Raw genomic sequence first — 20,372 nt, forward strand, 5'->3', positions numbered from 1 at the left:
TCGCCGGTGCCTCATCGGGGCTGTCGGCGGCGGCGGCCACCCCGGGCACCAGCAGCACCCGGGTGCCGTCCAGGCGGGCCAGTACCCCGCGTTCGATCAGCTGGCGCACCGGATGATCCGGGGCGGCATCGGGCCCCGCCCCGGAGGAGGTTCCGGTGCGCCCGGCCGCCGCCAGGGTGCGCACAATCCGGCGCTGCTGGGCGGGAAGCTCGGCGATCAGCCGGTATCCGGCGGTCACCGTCGGCTCCCCGGGGCCGCCGGTACCGACCTGCATGGCTGCCGGCGGGATGGTCTGGCTGATACCGGGATGGGTGACAACCGGCCCGCTCAACGGTGCGGCCGGCTGCATCGGATGCAAGGACAGCCGCCGGGCCGCGCACAGGCCGAGTCCGGTGGTGGTGTCGGTGTGCGACAGCTCGTCGGCGCCGGCGTACCAGCCGGTGGTATCCGGCCCCCACACCAGGCCCACCATGATCAGGGTGCGCAGCGCCCGCCAGAAAATACCGGGATCCGGCTGACTGGTCATGTCGCTTTCAGCGGCCGCCCGCAGCAGGCGGTCCACCACATCGGGGGCATCCACAGGATCGAATTCCCCGCCGAGGGAAATCACCGATTCCAGGACGGCAAGCTCCGGGGCGGTGAGCCTGCGCACCGCTGCGGCCAGGGAGGCAAGACTCATCAGTTCAATCCCCAGGGCACGCATACTGCGTGGTTGGCTGCCCTGCAGGCATTCGCAGCGGCGGATGAGAAGACACCGCAGATGGTCATCGTCGATGCCGGACAGCCACGCGGTGAACGCGGGCGGGCGGTGGGGGAGGGAAGCAGAAGACATGATGCCCGCAATTTTAGTTCCCCAACAAGGTGACTTTTGCCCCGCCCGTTTGAGACAATATCGACTATGGCGAAAAAAGTTGAGAAAAAGCACTTCGTTGACCCGGGTTGGCCGGCCCATATTCCCGGCGACGGGCACTATGTCACCGAGCTGGTCAACAAGCTCTCCGGGGCGTCCTCGCCGTTCGGCGACGACATGCCTTTCCCGCTGCCGGCGGAAAAAACCGGCTACGTCCACCCCTACACCAACATCAACGGTGGACCGACCGTCGGCTAGACGGCAGCTGCCCGCCCGCCCCGCCCCCGGCTTGCTCCGGGCCGCGGGGCGGGTCGGCTTTCAGGGCTGTCATGGCAGCTAGACGGGGCTGTCGGGCAGCTGAACGTGCGGCTGTGCCCGCAGCCACAACCCGCCCGCGCCCCGTCCGCGCCACCCGGGGCCGCCGGGCGCACCGCCGCCGGTGGCCGGCGCAGGCGTGCCCACCCCCACCCGGGCGGTTGCCGGCCGGGACGAAAAACACCGGCCCGGGAAGTATTTTTTCTCCGCACCATCCCGCGGCGCGCCGCCGCGGCGGCGGTGCGGCGTGCCGGAGCAGCCCGACCATGGCCGCTGGTGCGGCGGAGGGAAAGACACCAAGGGGTGGTCTACGGGGGTGAGCCGGGGCCGGGACGGCCGATAGGGTGGTCGCCGCACGGGCCGGCAGGCACCACCAATCCGGCTGTGCACAGCCGCTGCGGCAGACGCCTGCGAAAAACCCGGGGCACACCGCCGCCGGCAACAACCGTGGCCGGGGCGGTGATGCCGCGGTGCCCCTGTCCGCTACCGGGTCAGGGGGCGGCGCCCCGCTCCGGTGCCGGTGGCAGAACACCCGGCAGGGTCAGAAACGCCAGAATCCCGCCGACAAGCGCCAGCAATGCCGTGAGTGCCGCAACCGCACCGGCTGCCGGTGATGATCCGGTGGTTGCCCGCTGCCCGTCGGCGGGACCCGGATCACTTTCCGGGGGCGTGGCGGGTCCGGGCGGGGCAGTCAACGTCAGCGGGATAGTCCCCAGCAAAACTTCCCCGCCACCTGCCGTCAGCCTGGTGGCGGTGACCGCCACGGTGCCGGGCAGGGACTGTGCGGCGGTGCCGGCGACCGTGACCGCACCTGTTTTTTTGTCCCAGGACACCTCCAGTCCGGGTGGGAGACCATCGAAGACGATACCGTCGAGTTCCCCGGCCCCGTCGCCGGAGATGGTGGCGATCAGTGTGTTGTCCACCGGTGTGTGCGGCGCCACGGTGATGCTGTGTTGTTTCGGTGTCACGGTGATGCGCTCGGTCAGGGGTGTGGCGACCGTGATGGTGAATTCGCCGTCGGCGGTGCGGAGGAAGGAATCGGTGACCGTCACCCGGACAGGTGACGGCGCAGCCGCCGCGGCCGGTGTGCCGGAGACCGTCACCGCCCCGTCCTTGCCCAGGTGCGCAGTCAGTCCCGCCGGCAGACCGTCGACGGAAAGCACCGCCTGCTCCGGATCGGCGACAGTGACGGTGGCTACGGGCAACCCGTCGACGGTGTCGCCCGCAGTCACGGTGAAATCATCACCGGCGGTCACTGCCGGTCCCTGGGAGGTGGTGTCACCGGAACCGATCAGCACCGGGCTGAGGGACGCGTCCGCCGCCACCGGGGCGTCGGCGGGGGACAACTCCACCACGACAAGCCCCTGCCGGTCATCGTCGTTGAGGGCGACGTCCGGCAGTATCCAGTGTGCGCCGTCGCTGATAATCCAGTGGCCGCCGTCTACCGTGCTGTCCCGCAGCGGCAGACCCGCCGGTAAAGCCTGCCGGTTGAACTCCAGGTCGAAAACCGACACCCCTCTGGAATCCCGGGCGATGGCGGCGAGAACCGCTATCTGTCCGGTGTCCGGATTGGCCGCCACATCAAGCACATTCCGGGTGTCCTTGTCCATCAGTGCCCTGCCCACCACCGATAGTTGTCCGTCAACGTAGCGGTACGAGGTGAAGGTGCGGGACGCGTCGGTGGCGGTGGAACCGAAACTGCCGAAATTGGCCTCGCCGAACACAATAACGCTGTCGCCTGTCACCCTCACCCGGTCGAGGACGGTTTCCGACTCCGTCGGCCAGGGAGACTCGGTGACCAGCGGGGTCACCGAGGCTGTGCCGTCGGACAAATCCAGCCGCACCGGAACCCCACCGGGACGGGGATTGCGGAGCAGGAAACTACCGTCGGGCAGTGGGACGAGCGTGTTGGTGTCCAGCCCGTCGGTACCCGGCTGGAAATAGGGGGTGCTGCCGCCACTGCTGCCGCCGGCCCCGTCCACCGTGGCGGGCAGCCCGACGATGGTGTCGTTGCCGTCGGCATCCACCCGGTGGGCGATCACCCGCAGAGCACTGTCGCCGTCATCGGCGGCCTCGAGGAAAACAATCCCGCCGCCGGTGTCGGGGGAAGCAGCGACGATTGTCCCCTCCCCGTCGCCCAACCGGGCCGCAACAGTTTCCTGCCCGATGCCGTCGGCTGTCACCGGAATCGACACCAGCTGTTGTTCCTCCCCCGCCAGCATGAGGAAGCGACTGTTCTTGGCATCGAAGACAACCCCGGTCTCCCCGTCGGCCCTGACCTCTTTTCTGGCGGTGGCCTTCCCCGTTTCCCGGTCGATGACGGTGAACACGCCGACCTTCGGGCCGACGAACCAGCCGTCGATGTAGGTGCCGTAGTTGGCCAGATGGGTGTCATCGATGAGGTACCAGCCGCCGTTGGTGAAGCTGTCACCGGAAACAGTGGTGGTCTCCACCCGCCAAGGGCTGTGCGGGGCCGACAGCGGCCCGGGCAGATAGCCGGGAACGGTAAAGTCCAGGGAATCGATGCGCTGGCCTGGCTCATACCCCATCATCGCCAAAGCCAGTGGCTCGGAGATAAACGCATCGACGCCCCGCAAGGTCACCGACCCGCCCGCATTGGTAAACGACAGCATGCCGCCGCTGAGGTCGGCGAGTTTGATGCGTTCCGGCCCCATCCAGCTGCTGGTGGCGGAATCCCAGCTCATCTCGTCGAGCAGGCGGCTCATCACCGTGCCCCACAATTCGCCCTCGCCGGTGGTCGGATTGTAGGTCAGCTCCGGATCCTTCAAAGACACGTCAAGCAGGCACTCGCCGCGTTTCTCATCGTCGTTGTTGTCGCAGTATTTGAGAAAGTTGACCGAACCGGCGTACTGGGCGTGGATCCGGTCGGCGGTGACCGGATCAGCGGAGACCAGCGGCCAGCGGAGACCGAAACGGCCGTCTTTGACCGCCCCGTCGAAGATGTGGTCTATTCCCTGGGAATACTTCATCCAACTGCGTTTGATCGCCCACGACAACGCCGGAGTATCCTCCGGATAGCTCTGCGGCCGACCGGCTGTCGCCGACAAGGCGAAATCTTTCTCCCAGGCGCCGGCGGGAGCCGGGACAACCCCGGCCACCAGCGTGGCGGTCATGCCTGCCGCGCACAGCATTGTCATGCGGTGGCGCAGACTGCCGGAACGTGCACCCATTTTTTCTCCTTCCCCAAAAAGCAACGGTTGAAACAGCAACGGGCGTTGCACCATGGGCGCAAACCCGCCGGGGCCGGTCACCCGGGTGCGGCAGCGCTATCAGGGAAACAGGTGCAAACGCCCCCGCGCCGCACGAACCCGACCCGCCCCGCATCGATAATTAACCAAGCCTTACCTAAAAGGCAATAGTGTTGACGCGACCGGACGAAGACCACGGGAAACGGTACGGCAGCAGGTGGCGAATGGCCCCCCCAAAAAGGGTTGGGCTAGGTGGCATGTGTGGTGGCGGTTCTTCGCCGTCGGGACTGAATCTGCCCACTGGTGGGGTCAATGTGACTGAAAAAACCTGTGCGGTGCCCCGTTTATCCTGTCTGGATGGCGGGGAAACCGGTTTTGGAAGATGTGCACCTGTCGCCCGGTCTGCCGGTGGTGTGGGGGCAGGCGGACAATACGCAAAAACGGCCCCGGCCGGACCGTGTGTGGTCGACCGGGGCCGCAAAAGGCCTGCGGCGGAAAAAGCGTGTCCCGACGCGTTTTTCCGCAGAAAGTGGGGCGTGGCTCTAGCGCTGGAAGCCCTGGGCTGCCTCGCGGATGGCGTCGCGGGTGGAGGCGTAGAAGGACGCGAAGTCATCGCGGTTGGCGCGGTAGTAGCTTTCCACCTCGCCGGGGATGGAGCGGCCCTGCTCTTCCAGGTGGCGGCTGATCAGATCGTAGACGGCGTCAACAGCCTCGGCATCGGCGGTATCGACTGTGGCGGCAGGCGCCGGGGCCTGTGCCGGGGCGGGGGCGTCGGCGGAATCCGACGAACCCAGACGCTCAACAGCCGGGGCGGACGCAGCCGGGGCAGGACGCGACTGCGGGGCGGAATTAAGGCCAAGACGTGCCGAGCAGGCGGGCCATGCGCCCCAGCCCTGTCCGGCCAGAACCTTCTCCGCGATTTCGATCTGCTGCAGGCGGGTGGCCTGGTGGGCGAAGGGGGCGTACTTGCCGCCACCGTAGGCGCGCCAGGTACCGGCGGTAAACTGCAGCCCACCGTAGAAACCGTTGCCGGTGTTGATCGCCCAGTTGCCGCCGGCCTCACACCCGGCCAGCCGGTCCCAGTCGGAGATCGGTGCGGCCTGCGCGGTCGGGGCGAAAGCGCCGACCGCGGCGGACAATGCGACAGCGGATGTCGCGATACGGGTGAAGCGGGGGGTGCGTTTTTTCGCGTGCTTGGCCATGGGTGAACTGCAATCCTCTCGAAAGCCGGACAGGCTCCCGTGCTATCGGGTCTGCCGGTTGTCGGTCGTTGTATCGTGCTTTTTTATTGTGTGAAAGTCATTGATGACGGTATCCGGTCGCTGGGACCCCGGCACGTGGGGTGCCGGCCGACCCGTGAAGACTACCGCATGCCCCACCCTGCCGGGCATGCCGCCCACCGGGGCCGCGGTGGTGCGGGGCCGGCATGTTGGCTCCGTTGCTGCTGATCAGCCCGGTGGATTCCGGGCGGGGCAGGGTGGGGGAGGCCTGACACACAACATAGCGGTTTGTAACGAAACTGTCACGCTCATTTCACAAACTGGTTGCATATCCCTTGTTGTGGGGGTGAATGTGCAGGTCAGTGCTATCAAGGTGCCGGGTATGATCTATGCCACACATGGGTGAGGGGGGATGTGCGGGGCCGTGGACACCATCGTTTTTAAGTCATCAGCTTCCGGGGCTGTATAATTAATCGATCTGCATGGCGCCACCGGGCGCCGTGCTCTTTGTGAGCAATGAACACCAATGACGCTGTGCCGCCACCATACGGCAGGCGTTACCCCGGCGCCGCCGGGGATGGTGCGGCGCGCCGAGGGGCCCCGGTCGGCAAGGCGGGGTTTTTCCCGGGCGCCGCACCATCCACCGGTTTCGTGCCCGGCCGATGATGGAAGAGGTGCATGACCACATGCCCACCGGCAAGGTGAAGTGGTACGACGCGGAGAAAGGCTTCGGGTTTGTCTCCAACCCGGACGACGAGGACTGCTACGTCGGCAAGGACGTGTTGCCCGAAGGCGTCACCGAACTGCACCGCGGCCAGAAAATCGAGTTCGATTTCGTGGCCGGGCGGCGCGGACCGCAGGCGCTGCGGGTCACCCTGGTTGATCAGCCGCGGCTGAGCAGGAAAGCCCTCCACAAGTACACCCCCGAACAACTGCACGGCATGATCGGTGACGTGATCACCATCATGGAAAACAAAATCCAGCCGGACCTGCGTTCCGGCCGCTGGCCCGACCGCAAGCACAGCCAGAAAATCGCCGAGATCCTCAAAGCCGTCGCCGACGAGCTCGAGGTCTGATCCGCGGCGCCGGTTGACCCCGGTGCGGAAGAAAAAACAGCAACCGGCCACAAAGCCGTCCACCCCAACGCCCGCAGGTGTTGGGGTGGACGGCTTTTTTCGGGGCCGGTTGATTTTTCAGGTCCCCGATGGGTGTGTTGTCCCATGCCCCGCTGCGTTGACCGGCGGCAGGGCTGTCTCATGGCGGGGCGGTTTCCCTAGGAGCCGCCGCCACTGTCCGTGGTCGGGGTTGCCGTCGGGGAGGAGGAGATGGTGCCGGTTTGCTGTTGTTCCGCATTGTCCCCGGTGTGGATCGCCCACACCACCGAGTAGGGGGCTTCCTCGCCGTTGTCGTCTTCTCCCACCAACAGGGAATGAACCTCGACAACCAGCAGTGTCGGTGCCGGTCCACCGCCTTTCTGATCCGGGGCGACCGGGACATCGACTTTTTTCGCCTGGCCGCCGCCGAAATACTGCTCGTCGTTGGCCGCCGGATTGTCATAGATGGTCAACAGACTCCAGTCGTGGTCCCACACCTCCCGCGGTACCTCGACGGTGACGGTGTCGCTTCCGGCAATGTCGACCACCGGGGCCTTACCCGCCGGGCAGTTCTCGCCGAAGCCGCACACCCAGTAGGGCGTGAGGGTGTGGCTGTCGCCCTCCCAGCTGAAGGTGACCGTCACATCGGCGGGGCTGGTTCGCCGGTTGTTCCACCAGTGCTGGAACGCCACTGAGGCTGTCACCACCACCACGACGGCGATGAGCAGCCCGACGATCTGGGGTAAGTTTTTTCTTGTCTTTTTCCGTGCTGCCATACCCTGATGCTACCGGGCTATCCGGCGGGTACGAACCGCACCTGGTAGATGACTCCCCACCGTTTGCCGGTGACAAGATACCGGTCGGTGTGCGGGATACGGGCAATGCCGTTGGCCACATCATCGCGGTGCCCGGTCTGCGGATCCAGGGCGGACAAATCCACCCGGTGGATGACGTGCCCGGTGGCCGGGTCAATGCCGACAAGCAACGGCTGCTGCCACACATTCGCCCAGATCACCTCCCCGCCGCAGTCGAGTTCGTTGAGGTTGTCGACCGGCGCACCACCGTCAGTGACCGGCGGCAGCAGGCCCTTGTCGGCGAAGGTGTGCGGATCCCGCAGCCGCAGACGGTTGCTGCCGTCGGACTGGATGAGCATCCCGGTGGCGTCGTTGTAGCACAAACCCCAGCCCTCACCGGCGATGTGCTGCCGGCCGAGTTCGGCCAGGGTGTGCGCATCCCGTTTGATCACCACCCCCGATGTCCAGGTCAGCTGCCAGATGAAGGGGCCTGACACCGCTGATCCCTCCCCGAACAGGCTGTCGTCGATATCCGCGGAAACAATCTCGTCGCCGTCCAGCCAGGCGGTGTAGATGCGGCTTGCGCCACGCAGCCCGGTCGAGACCAGGATGCGGATGCGGTCCCCGTCTGCGGTGTCGGCGGGAACAACCGTCAGCCCCTGGGTGAAGCTGTCCGGATCCATCCGGTGGGTGGAGATCACCTCGGCGCGCAGATCAGTCGGGGCGGTGTCCGCCACCGGCCCGGACGAGGTGTCGGTGGTGGTGTGGTCGGGGGCATCACTGACACTGCAGCCGGCGGCCAGTGCGGCGGCTGCCGCGGCAGCGGCCAGCCGGAGGGGAAAACGGATCATGGGGAAACCAAAAACGAAAAAACAACCAGCCGGGTGCGGGTTGCGGGAAAGGTGTGAAGGAAAAACATAAAGATCGGCTGCCGCAGGGAAAACCGGGTGGGGCTGCGCGGCACCCACCCGCGCGGTGGGGTGGAAACACAGACGTCAACGGCGGTTTCATGCTGTTTTAAGTTCTTGCACAGCCGCCTTATGCGGGGTTTTAAGTTGCCGTGGGCAACCGACCGGTGCCATTGTATGCGGTGGGACAAACCCGTCATGCGCCGCGTGAACCATCGGCCCGACGCGCCCCAACCAACCGTGCACCGGTTGCAGGCAGCCGGCCCGGGGTGTTTTTTTCGGTGCCTGTCCACCACCGGGGTGTCCCAGCCGTTGTTTTTTCACAAACACCCACCCGCACCCGAGTCAACCGGATAGGTTCATGAACCCCAACAGCAGTTCCAGTACGGCCGCCCCGGCACCGCGCACCGGTGATGGCGCACTGGATAAATATTTTTCCATCACCCAGCGCGGCTCCACCGTCGGCACCGAAATCCGGGCCGGCGTCGTGACGTTTTTCGCGATGGCCTACATCGTGATCCTCAACCCGCTGATCATCGGCAATATCGCCGACATCAACGGCAACACCCTGGGAATTCCCACGGTTGCTGCCGTGACCGCCCTGGCCGCCGGTGTGATGACCATCGGTTTCGGCCTGATCGCCAAATATCCTTTCGGTATCGCCACCGGTTTGGGCATCAACACCCTGGTGGCCGTCACCCTGGTCAGTACCGAGGGGCTGACCTGGCCGGAGGCGATGGGCCTGGTCGTCATCGACGGTATCATCATTGTCATTTTGGCGGCCAGCGGTTTCCGCGTGGCCGTGTTCAACGCCATCCCGCACGATCTGAAAACCGCCATGGGTGTGGGCATCGGCCTGTTCATCGCACTGATCGGCCTGGTCGACGCCGGTTTCGTGCGCCGTATCCCCGATTCCGCCCACACCACCGTGCCGGTGGGGCTGGGGATCAACGGCTCCATCGGATCATGGCCGACATTCGTGTTCTGTCTGGGGCTTGTCATCTGTGGTGTGCTGGTGGCGAAAAATGTGCGCGGCGGGCTGTTCATCGGCATTGTCGCCAACACCATCATCGCCATGATCGTGCAGGCGCTCACCGGTGCCGGCCCGTCGTTCGTGGACGGTAAACCGGTGCCCACCGGCTGGTCGCTGGCCGTCCCGGAGCTTCCCGACACCATCGGATCCCTCCCCGACCTGTCACTGGTCGGCCAGGTGGATTTGATCGGATCGTTTACCCGTATCGGTGTGCTGGCCACCAGCCTTCTGGTGTTCACCCTGGTGCTGGCGAACTTCTTCGACGCCATGGGCACCATGACCGCGCTGGGTAAACAAGGCGGTCTGGTCGATGCCGACGGCAACCTGCCGGACATGAAAAAAGCCCTCATTGTTGAAGGTGTGGGTGCTGTGGTCGGCGGCGGGGCGTCCGCCTCGTCGAACACCGTCTACATCGACTCGGCGGCCGGCATCGCCGACGGTGCGCGCACCGGTCTTGCCAATGTGGTGACCGGCGTGCTGTTTTTGCTGGCGATGTTTTTGACCCCGCTGTATGAAATCGTGCCGATCGAAGCTGCCGCCCCGGTGCTGGTGGTGGTCGGCGCGATGATGATGGCGCAGGTCAAAGACATCGACTTCAGCGAGTTCTCCACCTCGCTGCCGGCCTTTTTGACGATTGTGATCATGCCTTTCACCTACTCGATCGCCAACGGTATCGGCGTCGGTTTCATCGCCTGGACACTCATGGCCGCCGCCAGCGGCAAAGCCAAATCCGTCCACTGGCTGCTGTGGCTGATCAGCGCACTGTTTTTGGTCTACTTCGCCATTGACCCGGTGATGGGGGCCATCGCCGGTTAACCCGCAACCCGCCGCCCCTGTTCCACCAATTCCGGGGGGGCGCGATTGATCCCCCGCACCACCGGCTGGCCGGTGGGGCGGGGGATTGTCTGTGGTGGGGACATTGTCCACTCGGCACAAGCCGTGGGCGCCGCCCGGGGGAAGCGACGGTTAAGATGGCCGACGTGATAGCGCGCATCAGCATTGCCGACCCGTCGGACAGCCGCCTGGATGATTTCAGGGATTTAAACCACAGCGACCGTCGCCCCGACCGCCCCGGCGGCAAGGGGCTGGTCATCGCCGAGGGTGTGCTGGTGGTAAGTCGGCTTCTCGGCAGCCGTTTCGGCTGCCGGGCGGTGGCCGGAACCGCCGCGAAACTCGACGAGCTGTTGGCTGATCCGGCCACCGCCGAAGCAGTGCGGCGCACCGGCTGCCGGGTGATGGAAATCAGCCGGGAGGTGTTGGCGGCGGTGGCCGGTTTCGACCTGCACCGGGGGCTGGTGGCCAGTGCCGACCGGCCGGTGGAGCACACGGTGGAACAGGTCATTGCCGGTGCGTCGACGGTGGTGGTGCTGGAAGGGGTGGGCGATCACGAAAATATCGGCTCCATGTTCCGCAACGCCGCCGGAATGGGGGTTGACGGGGTGCTGTTTGGCGCGGGGTGCGCCGACCCGTTGTACCGGAGGGTGGTGCGGGTTTCGATGGGGCATGTGCTGCGCACCCCGTTCGCCCACACCGGCGGCACCCCGACGACCTGGCAGCGCAGCCTGGCGCTTCTGGCCGATCACGGTTTCACCCTGGTGTCACTGACCCCGGATCCGCGGGCCAGGCATATTGCCGATGTGCTGGACCCGCCGGGTGGCGTGCCGCCGGCGAAAGTCGCCCTGCTGGTTGGTGCGGAAGGACCCGGATTGACCGAGCACGCCATGCGGGCCACCGACTGCCGGGCCAGAATCCCCATGGCCGCGGGCACTGATTCGCTCAATCTCGCGCAGGCCGCGGCCATCGCCTTCTATGAACGGCAGCGCAGCCTGCGCGGGTGAAAAGACACCACCACGGTATGCCCGGTGCGCGGGAGTGAACCTGTGGCGCTACGGACAATGGCGGGGGCAGCAGCGGGCGGGGGCACGGGGTGTCAGCGGGGTTTGAAGCGCTCCCCGAGGGCTTTTCCCAGCCCTTCCCGGGCTTTGCTGCCGATGGTTCCCAGGGCCTGCCCGACATCGTCGGCCAGTTTCTTCAAATCGGTGGCGGGCGGGCTGCTGCGCGGCGGGTCTGTTTCGTAGTCGTCGTAGTCGTCCAGGGCGCCGATACCGAGTTTGCGGGCGGACTGGCCGATGATCGAATCGAAATCGAAGGTGATGTGCGGTTCGTTTTCGATCTTCGGCTCGGGGCGGCCGTCGGTGGCGAAAGCCACCACCCGGATGGTCGGCCCCAGCGGGCTGACGGTGAAACCGAGCCATTCCCTTTCCGCCACCCGGCGCAGGGTGGAGGGGGCGAAACGCAAATCCAGCGGCGAGCTGTGCTGGCCGTCATCCATCTCCCCGGCCCAGAAGGGACCCTCGAAGGTGCCGGGCAGCCCGATGTCTTCGTAGACCCGGCTGCGTTTGGCGGCGAAAGCGCGTTTGACGGTCATCGAGGACAATGACACCGGGGAGGTGTCGGCCGGGTCGCGGTCGGTGTCGCTGTTGTGCCAGTGGGCGAAACCGGCGTAGCCGAATGACGGGTTGGCGGCGAAAGCGTAGACATCGCGGGCGCCGACACAGCACAGGAGCTTCGGATCGAGTTTCGAGACCTCCCACAGATCGTCGACGACGGTCTGCACCATCGTCACCCCCGGGTAGCCGGCGATGTAGTACTCGTCGACGGAGGCGGGAACAGACCTGTTCATCGGGAACTCGCCGATGGGTGTGGCGGGCGCATAGGGGTTGAGCTGGGCTAGAAACTTGCGCCCGAAACCACGGTCGGCGTGCGGACCCGTGGCGATGGCGTGCGCAATGTCGTCGGTGTCTGTGTACCAGACGGTGACGACGGTCCCGGGTTGGGGTGTGTGACCGGACATGGCTTCTCGCTTTTATCTCGACAACGACCACAAGGTGGCGGGTTTATTTTCTGGGGTTTTTCTTGCTGGTCCTCACCCCGAGGAGAACATCTTCCCAATGCGGGGTTTCGGCGCGTTTTTTGCGTTTGCGCGGCCGCGGGGCATAGTCCGGGCCGTCGATGAGCGCTTCCTGCCCGGAGGAATCGGCGGGCCGGAGTGCGGAGACATTCGACCGCTCCCGGTGTGTGGCGGCAGGTTGTGTGCCGTCTGTGGCGGGCGCGGTCGACTCCGCGTCGCCGTCGGTGTCATCGTCGTCGTCCCACGCGGCGGCCGCGGCCGGGCGTCCGGCGGGCATGTAGGGTTCGGTGATCTCCCGGGCGGGCGCATTGTTGGGCACCGCGGTCGGGGAGGAAATACCTTTGTTGGTAAACGCCCAGGCCGCAGGCTCCCCGCCACCGGGCACGGTCACGGTGACCACCCACTGCCCGGAAGTGTCCCGGTGGGAATCCCACACCGCATCGGCCGGATCAGCGTCGCGGGCAACCAGGGCCGCAGCCACCACCTCCGACAGGCTCAGCCGAACCGGCCCGTCGCTGCGCACCGGATGCGCTTGTTTGGCCAGCTGCGCGATACGGGCACGCTCATGCAGAACCGGCAGGGCGAAAGGCATGATGCGGCTTTCGGCCACCCCGCAGAATTCGGCGACATCCCTAACCGAGGCCCCGGCGCGGAGTTTCTTCTGGATTTCTTTCGGCGGAATTTTCAGCGGGGCCGGTTTGCGGGCGTCCACCCGGATTTTCTCCCGGGTGCCGGTGGCCTGCTCGGCTGAGGAGACAACACCGTTGAGCGCCGGGGTGCGGGTTGACGGCGACGCCCCGCCGGTGGACCCGGGGGCGCCGGTCCCGGCGTTGTCGCCATTGCCGGTGCTGTTTGCCGTCCCACCGGCGGGGGAATCGGCCGGGGTGGTGGAATCATCCTGCGGGCCGGGGGTGGCCCCGTCGACGGGGCGGGCGTATTTGCCGGTGGCTTTCAGCCCCAGAGCGGTCAACAGTTCGGCGGTGACAGCGATACCGAAACGCTCGTCGGGGGTGTTGGGTCTGGTGCCGTCACCGGCCCGGCGCAGGACCAGACGTTGCCGGTCAGACTGCTCGGCAATGATTTCAAGCTCGTGCACTCAACGACTCCTTGGGCGGTGGCGGATACCAGCTGCCGGGCGGGGACCACCCGTGCGGCGGTAAAAAACGGTGCCGGTGACATGCCCCGGACAGCTGCTTGCACAGCCGGGCGGGGATCCGGTCACGCTGCACGGGCGGGGAAGGGCAGCTGTGTTTTTTTACCATCCACTCTATCGCAGCTTCGGCGGTATTTTTCCCACCGCGACTTCTCCCGGCCTGTTGCCCGCACCCTGCCGCCGGGCGGACAAACCTGTCACCGCAGCCGGGCACACAGGCGCACAGGGTAAAAAATGCCGCCCGCGGACCTTGTCCGGGCGCCGATTGCGCGCCGGCAAGGTCCGCGGGCGGGGTGGAGTGGTTTTTCCGCTGCGTATGTCCGGCTACCTGGCGGCTACCCCGGCATCGATGACAGCGTCAATGCAGCGGGTGAGTTTTTCAACATCCTGGCTGGTGATCGCGGGGAACATGCCGACCCGCAGCTGGTTGCGGCCCAGTTTGCGGTAGGGCTCGACATCGACGATGCCGTTGGCGCGCAGCACCCTGGCGATCACGGCGGCATCAATGCTGTCGTCGAAGTCGATGGTGCCGACCACCAGGGAGCGGTTGGCCGGATTGGCCACAAACGGCCGGGCCACCTGGCAGGCATCAGCCCAGTTGTAGAGCACCTCGGAGTTGGCGCGGGTGCGCGAGACCATCCCGCCCAGACCACCGTTGTCGTTCATCCATTTCACCTGGTCGTCCATCATGATGATGGTGCCCACCGCCGGGGTGTTGTAGGTCTGGTTCTTCCGCGAATTATCGACCGCGGTCTGCAGGTTCAGGAAAGCGGGGATGAACCGGTCGGAGGAGTTGATCTTTTCGATGCGTTCGATGGCCGCCGGGCTGACGGCGGCAAACCACAGCCCGCCGTCGGAGGCGAAGCATTTCTGCGGCGAGAAGTAGTAGACATCGGCCTGGGACATGTCCACCGGCAGCCCGCCGGCACCGGAGGTGGCGTCAATGACCACCAGCTGGCCGTCGGAGCCCTCCGGGCGGACAACCGGCACCATCGCGCCGGTGGAGGTTTCATTGTGCGCCCAGGCGATGATGTCGCAGCCGTCAATGGCCTGCGGGGCAGGGGCATCCCCCGGATTGGCCGTCACCACCGACGGTTCCTCCAGCCAGGGTGCTTTCGCCGAGGCGGAAGCGAATTTCTGGGAAAACTCGCCGAAGCTCAGATGACCCGAACGGTTCTCGATCAGGCCGAAGGTGGCGGCATCCCAGAAAGCGGTCGCCCCACCCAGCGAACAGATGATCTCGTATCCGTCGGGCAGCTGGAACAGTTCCGCCAGCCCCTCACGCAGGGAACCGACAACATCTTTGACACCGGCCTGCCGGTGGGAGGTGCCCATAATCGTGGTGGCGGCGTTTTTCACCGCATCAATCTGCTCCGGGCGGACCTTCGACGGGCCGCAGCCGAAACGACCGTCGGCGGGGATGATGGCGTGGTCGAGAACGAACTCGGGGGTCGACATATGAGGTAACAGGCTTCCTGGGTGATGAAAAAACGTGTAGGGACTGTGCGGGATACCGGCGGTCACGACCATCGCACGGGGCGGGCACCCCGCGGCAGGGCGGTACGCCGTTGAAACCGGCACCACGGCCACGGGCCGGGCCATGGTGGTCGATGAAGCCGCCACCAGAGCCGGAAACAATCACGGCCGCGGAAAAAGAGTGCAGGTTATAGCCAGACAGTCTAGGCAACCGGGTCCGGTTGCGGGCGAACCCTCACCTGTTGGCCCCAGCCGGGGTGCATCACCCGGGGATGGGCGCCACCTGGCTTATCCGGGGTTCCGACAGGTCACCGGCGGTGCCGGGCCGCACCATCCGCACCGGCTGCCGCCCGGCGGGCCTGCGGTGTGGAATCGGACACACACCACCGGTCGGCCCGTGGCGGTTGTGGTGGCGCACGGGTGGATGAAAAAAGCCCCCGAAACCGGCCTGTGGTGGGCGTAGAGTGTGGGGCATGGTTGATAACGGACACGAAGTTTTGCTCACGGCCGGCGACTATGCGGCGGCGATCAATCTGACCGGTGGCGGACCCCGGATGGTGACCTATCAGGGCCGCAACCTCACCGAGACCTATCCGGCCGGCACCACCCCGCCACTGTCGGCCGGGCAGCTTCTTCTCCCGTGGCCCAACCGCATCGGCGACGGGGTGTTCGATTTCCGGGGCACCCGGCACCGGTTGACCATCAACGAGCCGGACGCCAACAACGCCATCCACGGTGCGGTGACCGGGCAGGTATTCACCGTGGCTGAATCCACCGCGGACTCCTGCCTGCTGGAAGCTGCGGTTGATGACCCGGCCCTGTGGCCGTTCAGACTGGATGTGGCCGTGGCCTACCGGCTGGATGCCGACAAAGGCCTGTCGTCACAGATCACCGTCACCAACAGCGACGGCACCCCGCAGCCTTTCGGCTGTGGCGTGCACACCTATCTCAACGCCCAGGACGCCGACCTGGATGACTGTGTGCTCACCGTCACAGCCACCAAACGCCTGCCACTGGATCCGAAACGCTGCCTGCCCTGCGGGCCGCTGGTGGATGTGACAGGCGATGATGAAACCTACCGGCTGGACGGGGTCGAGATGAAAGGCCGCTGGTTCGATTTCCCCTACACCGGCCTCACGGGGGGCGAAACTTTCGTCCACACCCTGGTCGACGGCAACGGGCGGGGAGTAAAGCTTGAAACCGACAAGCAGTTCGGCTGGGTGCAGGTCTACACCGCCGATCCCGCCTGTGACCAGGCCTACCCGGGCCGCGGCCGGGCGGTCGCCGTGGAACCGATGACCTGCCCGCCGGAAGCATTCCGCAGCGGCACCGATGTGATTGTGCTTGACCCCGGGGCCAGCTTCACCGGCAGCTGGTCGATGACAGCCATCGGCTGACGGCAGCCCCTGCCGCCACCACCGGCCGCGGGCTGTGCCCCAGGGTGGCTGTCCGGCCACCCCCGGACGGTGGTGGCCGGACCGGGGTGGTGTCCGGTTCGGTGCTCGGACAATGCCGGTGGTTTCCGGTGTGGTCATATCAGTTGTGTATCCCCCCAACTCACCCCCGTGCCAGCGGTGGTTCCGAGTCAATCATGATGGGTTCACCGCCCCCTGAAAGGGTGGGGCTATCAACCGGGTGCGCACCGCCGCACAGGGGTGTGCCGCAAGCGGCGGTAACAGGCGTGCAGCGACAGTCCGCAGGCTGCGGCGGCGGTGGTTCCAGGCCATCCCGCCCACTGTGTCGGATATCACTAATTGGGCGGGTGTGGCGTATGTGAACAGCGATGTTTCTTATTGGCTGTTTGGCCCGTCACAGGTTTGGTAGGGTGGTTGGCATACCACGACAGTGGCCGACTGCACGGTGTCGACACGACGTTGTTCCGCCCGTGCCGTCCACCCGCCGGACCGGGCGTGACCGCAGTCCCGGACCCGGGCGGGAAAACGACATTGACACGTTTCGAAGTCTCCGCCCTCGGGTGGGGGCTACCGGGATGTGCATGGCCCTCCACTACCCCCGTTGGCCCGCCCCTGAAAGGTCACGATCGCATAAAAAGGTGTGACCGTTGACCGGTGCGGGACCGTGCGGCGGTACCGTGGTGGCACATAGTGTGACCGGCCTAACCGCCGGGATCGGACCGTGACCGGGGTCTCCGGGGCGGACGCGCACGAGACAATACTTTTTTCCGGAAAGGGATAAACACCAAAGTGGCAACTGACAACAAGGACAAGGCCGTACTGCACTACCCCGGCGGCGAATTCGAAATGGACATCGTCCGCGCCACCGAGGGCTTTGACGGCATTAACCTCGGCAAGCTGCTGGGTGAGACCGGCCTGGTCACCTACGACCCGGGCTACGTGTCCACCGGTTCCACCGAATCGGCGATCACCTACATCGACGGCGACAAAGGCATTCTGCGCTACCGCGGCTACGCCATCGAGGACCTGGCCGCGCACGCCACCTTCAACGAGGTCAGCTACCTGCTGATCCACGGTGAGCTCCCCAACCAGTCCCAGCTGGAGGCGTTCAACACCGAAATCCGCCACCACACCCTCATCGACGAGGATTTCAAGCGCCAGTTCCGCGTGTTCCCGCGTGACGCCCACCCCATGGCTGTGCTGGCGTCCTCGCTGAACATCCTGTCCACCTACTACCAGGACACCCTCGATCCGTTGAGCGAGGAACTGCGCGACAAAGCCACCGTCCGCCTGATGGCGAAGGTGCCGATGCTGGCGGCCATGGCCCACCGTGCCCGCCACGGGGAACCGTGGATGTACCCGGACAACAAGCTCAACGCCCGCGAGAACTTCCTTCGGATGATGTTCGGCTTCCCGACCGAGGAATACGAAATCGATCCCGTGATGGTCAAGGCCCTCGATCAGCTGCTGATCCTGCACGCCGACCACGAGCAGAACTGCTCCACATCGACTGTGCGCATGGTCGCTTCCGCCCAGGCCAATATGTTCGTCTCCATTGCCGCGGGCATCAACGCCCTGTCCGGCCCGCTGCACGGCGGCGCCAACCAGGCTGTGCTGGAGATGCTCGACGAGATCAAGGCCAACGGCGGCGACGCCTCGGAGTTCATGACCCGGGTGAAGAACAAGGAAGCCGGTGTCCGCCTGATGGGCTTCGGTCACCGCGTGTACAAAAACTACGACCCGCGGGCGGCCATCATCAAGGAAACCGCCCACGAGGTGCTGGAGAAGCTCGGCGGCGACGAGCTGCTCGATATCGCGATGAACCTGGAAGAAATCGCGCTGGCCGACGATTACTTCATCTCCCGCAAGCTGTACCCGAACGTCGACTTCTACACCGGCCTGATCTACCGGGCCATGGGCTTCCCGACCGACTTCTTCACCGTACTGTTCGCCATGGGCCGTCTGCCCGGCTGGATCGCCCAGTACCGTGAGCTGATCGAGAACCCGAAGTCGAGGATCTACCGTCCCCGCCAGATCTACACCGGCGAGACCCTGCGCGAATTCGTGCCCCGCGACAAGCGCTAGGCGCCGCCCCGGCCCCGTCAGTTGTCGGCGCCGGATCTGTTCCGCCCCGCTCCCCGTGCAACGGGTCACCGTTGTGCGGGGAGCGGTGTTTGTCCACCCCGTGACCGGTCCTGGCTGATCGCCGCAGCAAACAAAACCTATAGAATAGGCTGTGCGTTACCCGCGGCCGTTGGTTTCCAGCGCCGCATGCCGGCCGCCGCGATGGGGTCGCCGGGGATGTTTTTCCCGGTCAGGATGCCCTGCGCGGCATGTGCCGGCATTGCCACATTCCCGATACGAGGAGTTGTTTTTTCCACCCATGGACATTCCCGCATACGAGCCCACCGGTCAACAGGCCCCCGACGACATCGTCATCGAGGACATCACCGTCGGTGATGGCGATACGGCCCAGCCGGGCGGCATTGTGAAGGTCCACTACGTGGGCTACGACCACGAGTCCGGTTCCAAATTCGATTCGTCCTTCGACCGTGGTGAACCCATCGAATTCCCGTTGGCCAATCTCATTGCCGGCTGGCAGGAAGGCATCCCCGGCATGAAAGTCGGCGGCCGCCGTAAACTGGTCATCCCCCCGGAAGCCGCCTACGGCCCGGCCGGTGGCGTGCATCCGCTGTGCGGCCGCACCCTGGTGTTTTTCATCGATCTGTTGGGCGCGAAGTAAAATCACGCAGCCCCTTCCCGCCCCGGCTGACCCGGGCGGCGGGTGAATAAAAAAGCAAAAACAAAGCGAAAACGCTGCACCGGCCACAGGGATTTGTCCCCTGTGGCCGGTTCGTTGTCGGTGACCGGTTGCCCGGGGAAGCCGATCGACCACGATGGCATTGCGTGGTCAATACTGGCCGATCAACGCGATGGTCGCCCACACCGCGAAAACAATCAGCCAGCAAAGCGCTCCGAGAGCGATTGTGGGGGTTTCCCGACGGGCCAGGCTGTACTGGGGAACCATCGTTGCGGGGACAACCGCCCCACTCCGGCCGATCAGCAGCGACACGGTCGCAACCGCAAGGAATTGAAGAAGCGTTGTCCACGGTGAGCCTGCGGCACCGGCACCCACGGCGAAGATGACAGCGGGAATGAAATACACCGCGATGCGGTGGCGTACGGTGATGCGTCCGGCTATCCGCATAACTTCTCCCGGAGGGTCCTCTTTTCCGCCGTACATCACAAGGCCCACACAGGTCACCCACACACCGGTCGCCAGCATCTCGACCCCACGGACAGGACCCGCAAACACTGCGGCAGCCGCTCCACACAGGAATCCCAGCACAACCGGTTGTCCCCAGGGCAGCGCATGCCGCCGGACACGGGCCGCGATATATGCGCGAACACCGGTACTAGCGCCCGGTAGACGGGTGGGAAAACGGCTGGCACGCGCTGCTCTTGTGCGGTCAAATGGTGGAATGCATCCTCCGGCGACGGCTGTCAGGAAAACGATGGATAACAGCACGGGATCTCCCGTGGCAGCTGCAACAGCCAGTGACGCCAGAGCAGGTCCGTTGATAAATCCCATGGCAACCATGGCGGCAACGAGAAAGCGCCACGGCACCGCCACCGGGGGCGAGAGAAGCCGTCGTGCGTGTTATCCGACGATCTGGCGTACCTGCGCAAGGATGGACACCGCCGCCAGTATCCAGAGGCTCCGTTTGTCGGGGGCTGAGGCGGCCCCCAGAACGAAGATCATCAGCAGGGCTTCTATGCAGCGCTCAACCTTATCCGCGTTTTTTCCGTATGTGGTGCGCAACAGCGTCCCCACCATCACCGCAACCATTCCAGCTCCTCGGCCGGAGCGACGTAACCGGTCAGCTCAATAAACCGTTTGAGGGGACGATCACCCAAAACATCCCTTGGGGGACCCTCCGCCACAATCCGGCAGTCGGAAAACACCTTGACTTCATCGAAGTCCATCGCAGCC

General features: G+C 65.5%; 17 protein-coding genes and 1 pseudogene. 7 read left to right on the forward strand and 11 right to left on the reverse strand.

Annotated elements, in window-relative coordinates; all coding sequences use genetic code 11:
* Positions 1–832, reverse strand: a pseudogene (locus JZY06_RS08525) (hypothetical protein); the annotation flags it as partial.
* 66 nt (positions 833–898) lie between these two features.
* Here JZY06_RS08525 and JZY06_RS08530 point away from each other — a divergent pair.
* Positions 899–1,108: a hypothetical protein gene (locus JZY06_RS08530; protein ID WP_207279138.1), complete on the forward strand. Its 210-nt coding sequence runs from the start codon at positions 899–901 to the stop codon at positions 1,106–1,108.
* 548 nt (positions 1,109–1,656) lie between these two features.
* Here the strand turns inward: JZY06_RS08530 and JZY06_RS08535 are convergent.
* The gene (locus JZY06_RS08535; protein WP_207279139.1) at positions 1,657–4,356 is read right to left on the reverse strand and encodes an HtaA domain-containing protein; all 2,700 of its coding nucleotides are present in this window, start codon (positions 4,354–4,356) and stop codon (positions 1,657–1,659) included.
* Positions 4,357–4,916: 560 nt separating this feature from the next.
* Positions 4,917–5,576, reverse strand: coding sequence for a resuscitation-promoting factor Rpf1 domain-containing protein (locus JZY06_RS08540; protein WP_207279140.1), 660 nt, complete (start codon positions 5,574–5,576; stop codon positions 4,917–4,919).
* A 704-nt stretch (positions 5,577–6,280) separates the two neighbouring features.
* Between JZY06_RS08540 and JZY06_RS08545 the strand changes: the two genes are divergently transcribed.
* Positions 6,281–6,670: a cold-shock protein gene (locus JZY06_RS08545; protein WP_207279141.1), complete on the forward strand. Its 390-nt coding sequence runs from the start codon at positions 6,281–6,283 to the stop codon at positions 6,668–6,670.
* Positions 6,671–6,867: 197 nt separating this feature from the next.
* Here JZY06_RS08545 and JZY06_RS08550 read toward each other — a convergent pair whose 3' ends face one another.
* Together JZY06_RS08550 and JZY06_RS08555 are read right to left on the reverse strand one after the other, a co-directional pair.
* On the reverse strand, positions 6,868–7,464 hold the full coding sequence (locus JZY06_RS08550) for a DUF2771 domain-containing protein (RefSeq protein WP_207279142.1): 597 nt from the start codon (positions 7,462–7,464) through the stop codon (positions 6,868–6,870).
* Positions 7,465–7,481: 17 nt separating this feature from the next.
* Entirely contained in the window at positions 7,482–8,333 is an 852-nt protein-coding gene (locus JZY06_RS08555) for a glutaminyl-peptide cyclotransferase (RefSeq protein WP_207279143.1), read from the reverse strand.
* Positions 8,334–8,751: 418 nt separating this feature from the next.
* Between JZY06_RS08555 and JZY06_RS08560 the strand changes: the two genes are divergently transcribed.
* Together JZY06_RS08560 and JZY06_RS08565 are read left to right on the forward strand one after the other, a co-directional pair.
* A complete protein-coding gene (locus tag JZY06_RS08560) occupies positions 8,752–10,239 on the forward strand; it encodes an NCS2 family permease (protein WP_207279144.1) in 1,488 nt (495 codons plus the stop codon).
* A 155-nt stretch (positions 10,240–10,394) separates the two neighbouring features.
* Positions 10,395–11,261, forward strand: a complete 867-nt coding sequence (locus JZY06_RS08565) for a TrmH family RNA methyltransferase (RefSeq protein WP_207279145.1) — start codon at positions 10,395–10,397, stop codon at positions 11,259–11,261.
* Positions 11,262–11,353: 92 nt separating this feature from the next.
* Here JZY06_RS08565 and JZY06_RS08570 read toward each other — a convergent pair whose 3' ends face one another.
* The 3 genes from JZY06_RS08570 to serC form a co-directional block, all read right to left on the reverse strand.
* Positions 11,354–12,277, reverse strand: a complete 924-nt coding sequence (locus JZY06_RS08570; RefSeq protein ID WP_207279146.1) for a DUF6928 family protein — start codon at positions 12,275–12,277, stop codon at positions 11,354–11,356.
* Positions 12,278–12,320: 43 nt separating this feature from the next.
* On the reverse strand, positions 12,321–13,430 hold the full coding sequence (sepH, locus tag JZY06_RS08575; protein WP_207279147.1) for a septation protein SepH: 1,110 nt from the start codon (positions 13,428–13,430) through the stop codon (positions 12,321–12,323).
* A gap of 381 nt (positions 13,431–13,811) precedes the next feature.
* Positions 13,812–14,945: a phosphoserine transaminase gene (serC, locus tag JZY06_RS08580; protein WP_207279148.1), complete on the reverse strand. Its 1,134-nt coding sequence runs from the start codon at positions 14,943–14,945 to the stop codon at positions 13,812–13,814.
* Positions 14,946–15,436: 491 nt separating this feature from the next.
* Here serC and JZY06_RS08585 point away from each other — a divergent pair, with 491 nt between their 5' ends.
* The 3 genes from JZY06_RS08585 to JZY06_RS08595 all read left to right on the forward strand — a co-directional run bounded on the left by JZY06_RS08585 (position 15,437) and on the right by JZY06_RS08595 (position 19,121).
* Positions 15,437–16,360: an aldose 1-epimerase family protein gene (locus JZY06_RS08585; RefSeq protein ID WP_207279149.1), complete on the forward strand. Its 924-nt coding sequence runs from the start codon at positions 15,437–15,439 to the stop codon at positions 16,358–16,360.
* Between the two features lie 807 nt (positions 16,361–17,167).
* Positions 17,168–18,463: a citrate synthase gene (locus tag JZY06_RS08590; protein WP_207279150.1), complete on the forward strand. Its 1,296-nt coding sequence runs from the start codon at positions 17,168–17,170 to the stop codon at positions 18,461–18,463.
* Between the two features lie 298 nt (positions 18,464–18,761).
* Positions 18,762–19,121: an FKBP-type peptidyl-prolyl cis-trans isomerase gene (locus JZY06_RS08595; RefSeq protein ID WP_207279151.1), complete on the forward strand. Its 360-nt coding sequence runs from the start codon at positions 18,762–18,764 to the stop codon at positions 19,119–19,121.
* Positions 19,122–19,289: 168 nt separating this feature from the next.
* On the opposite strand, the gene JZY06_RS08600 is transcribed toward JZY06_RS08595, so the two are convergent.
* The 3 genes from JZY06_RS08600 to JZY06_RS08610 form a co-directional block, all read right to left on the reverse strand.
* Complete coding sequence (locus tag JZY06_RS08600) at positions 19,290–19,586, reverse strand: hypothetical protein (RefSeq protein WP_207279152.1); 297 nt, start codon at positions 19,584–19,586, stop codon at positions 19,290–19,292.
* A 453-nt stretch (positions 19,587–20,039) separates the two neighbouring features.
* Positions 20,040–20,228, reverse strand: a complete 189-nt coding sequence (locus JZY06_RS08605) for a hypothetical protein (protein ID WP_207279153.1) — start codon at positions 20,226–20,228, stop codon at positions 20,040–20,042.
* Positions 20,216–20,365 carry a hypothetical protein gene (locus tag JZY06_RS08610; RefSeq protein ID WP_207279154.1) on the reverse strand — a complete coding sequence of 50 codons (150 nt, stop codon included), beginning with the start codon at positions 20,363–20,365 and terminating at the stop codon, positions 20,216–20,218. The genes JZY06_RS08605 and JZY06_RS08610 overlap by 13 nt, the downstream gene beginning before the upstream one ends.
* Positions 20,366–20,372: the final 7 nt, after the last annotated feature.

The organism is Corynebacterium mendelii (assembly GCF_017307055.1).
Taxonomy (GTDB): domain Bacteria; phylum Actinomycetota; class Actinomycetes; order Mycobacteriales; family Mycobacteriaceae; genus Corynebacterium; species Corynebacterium mendelii.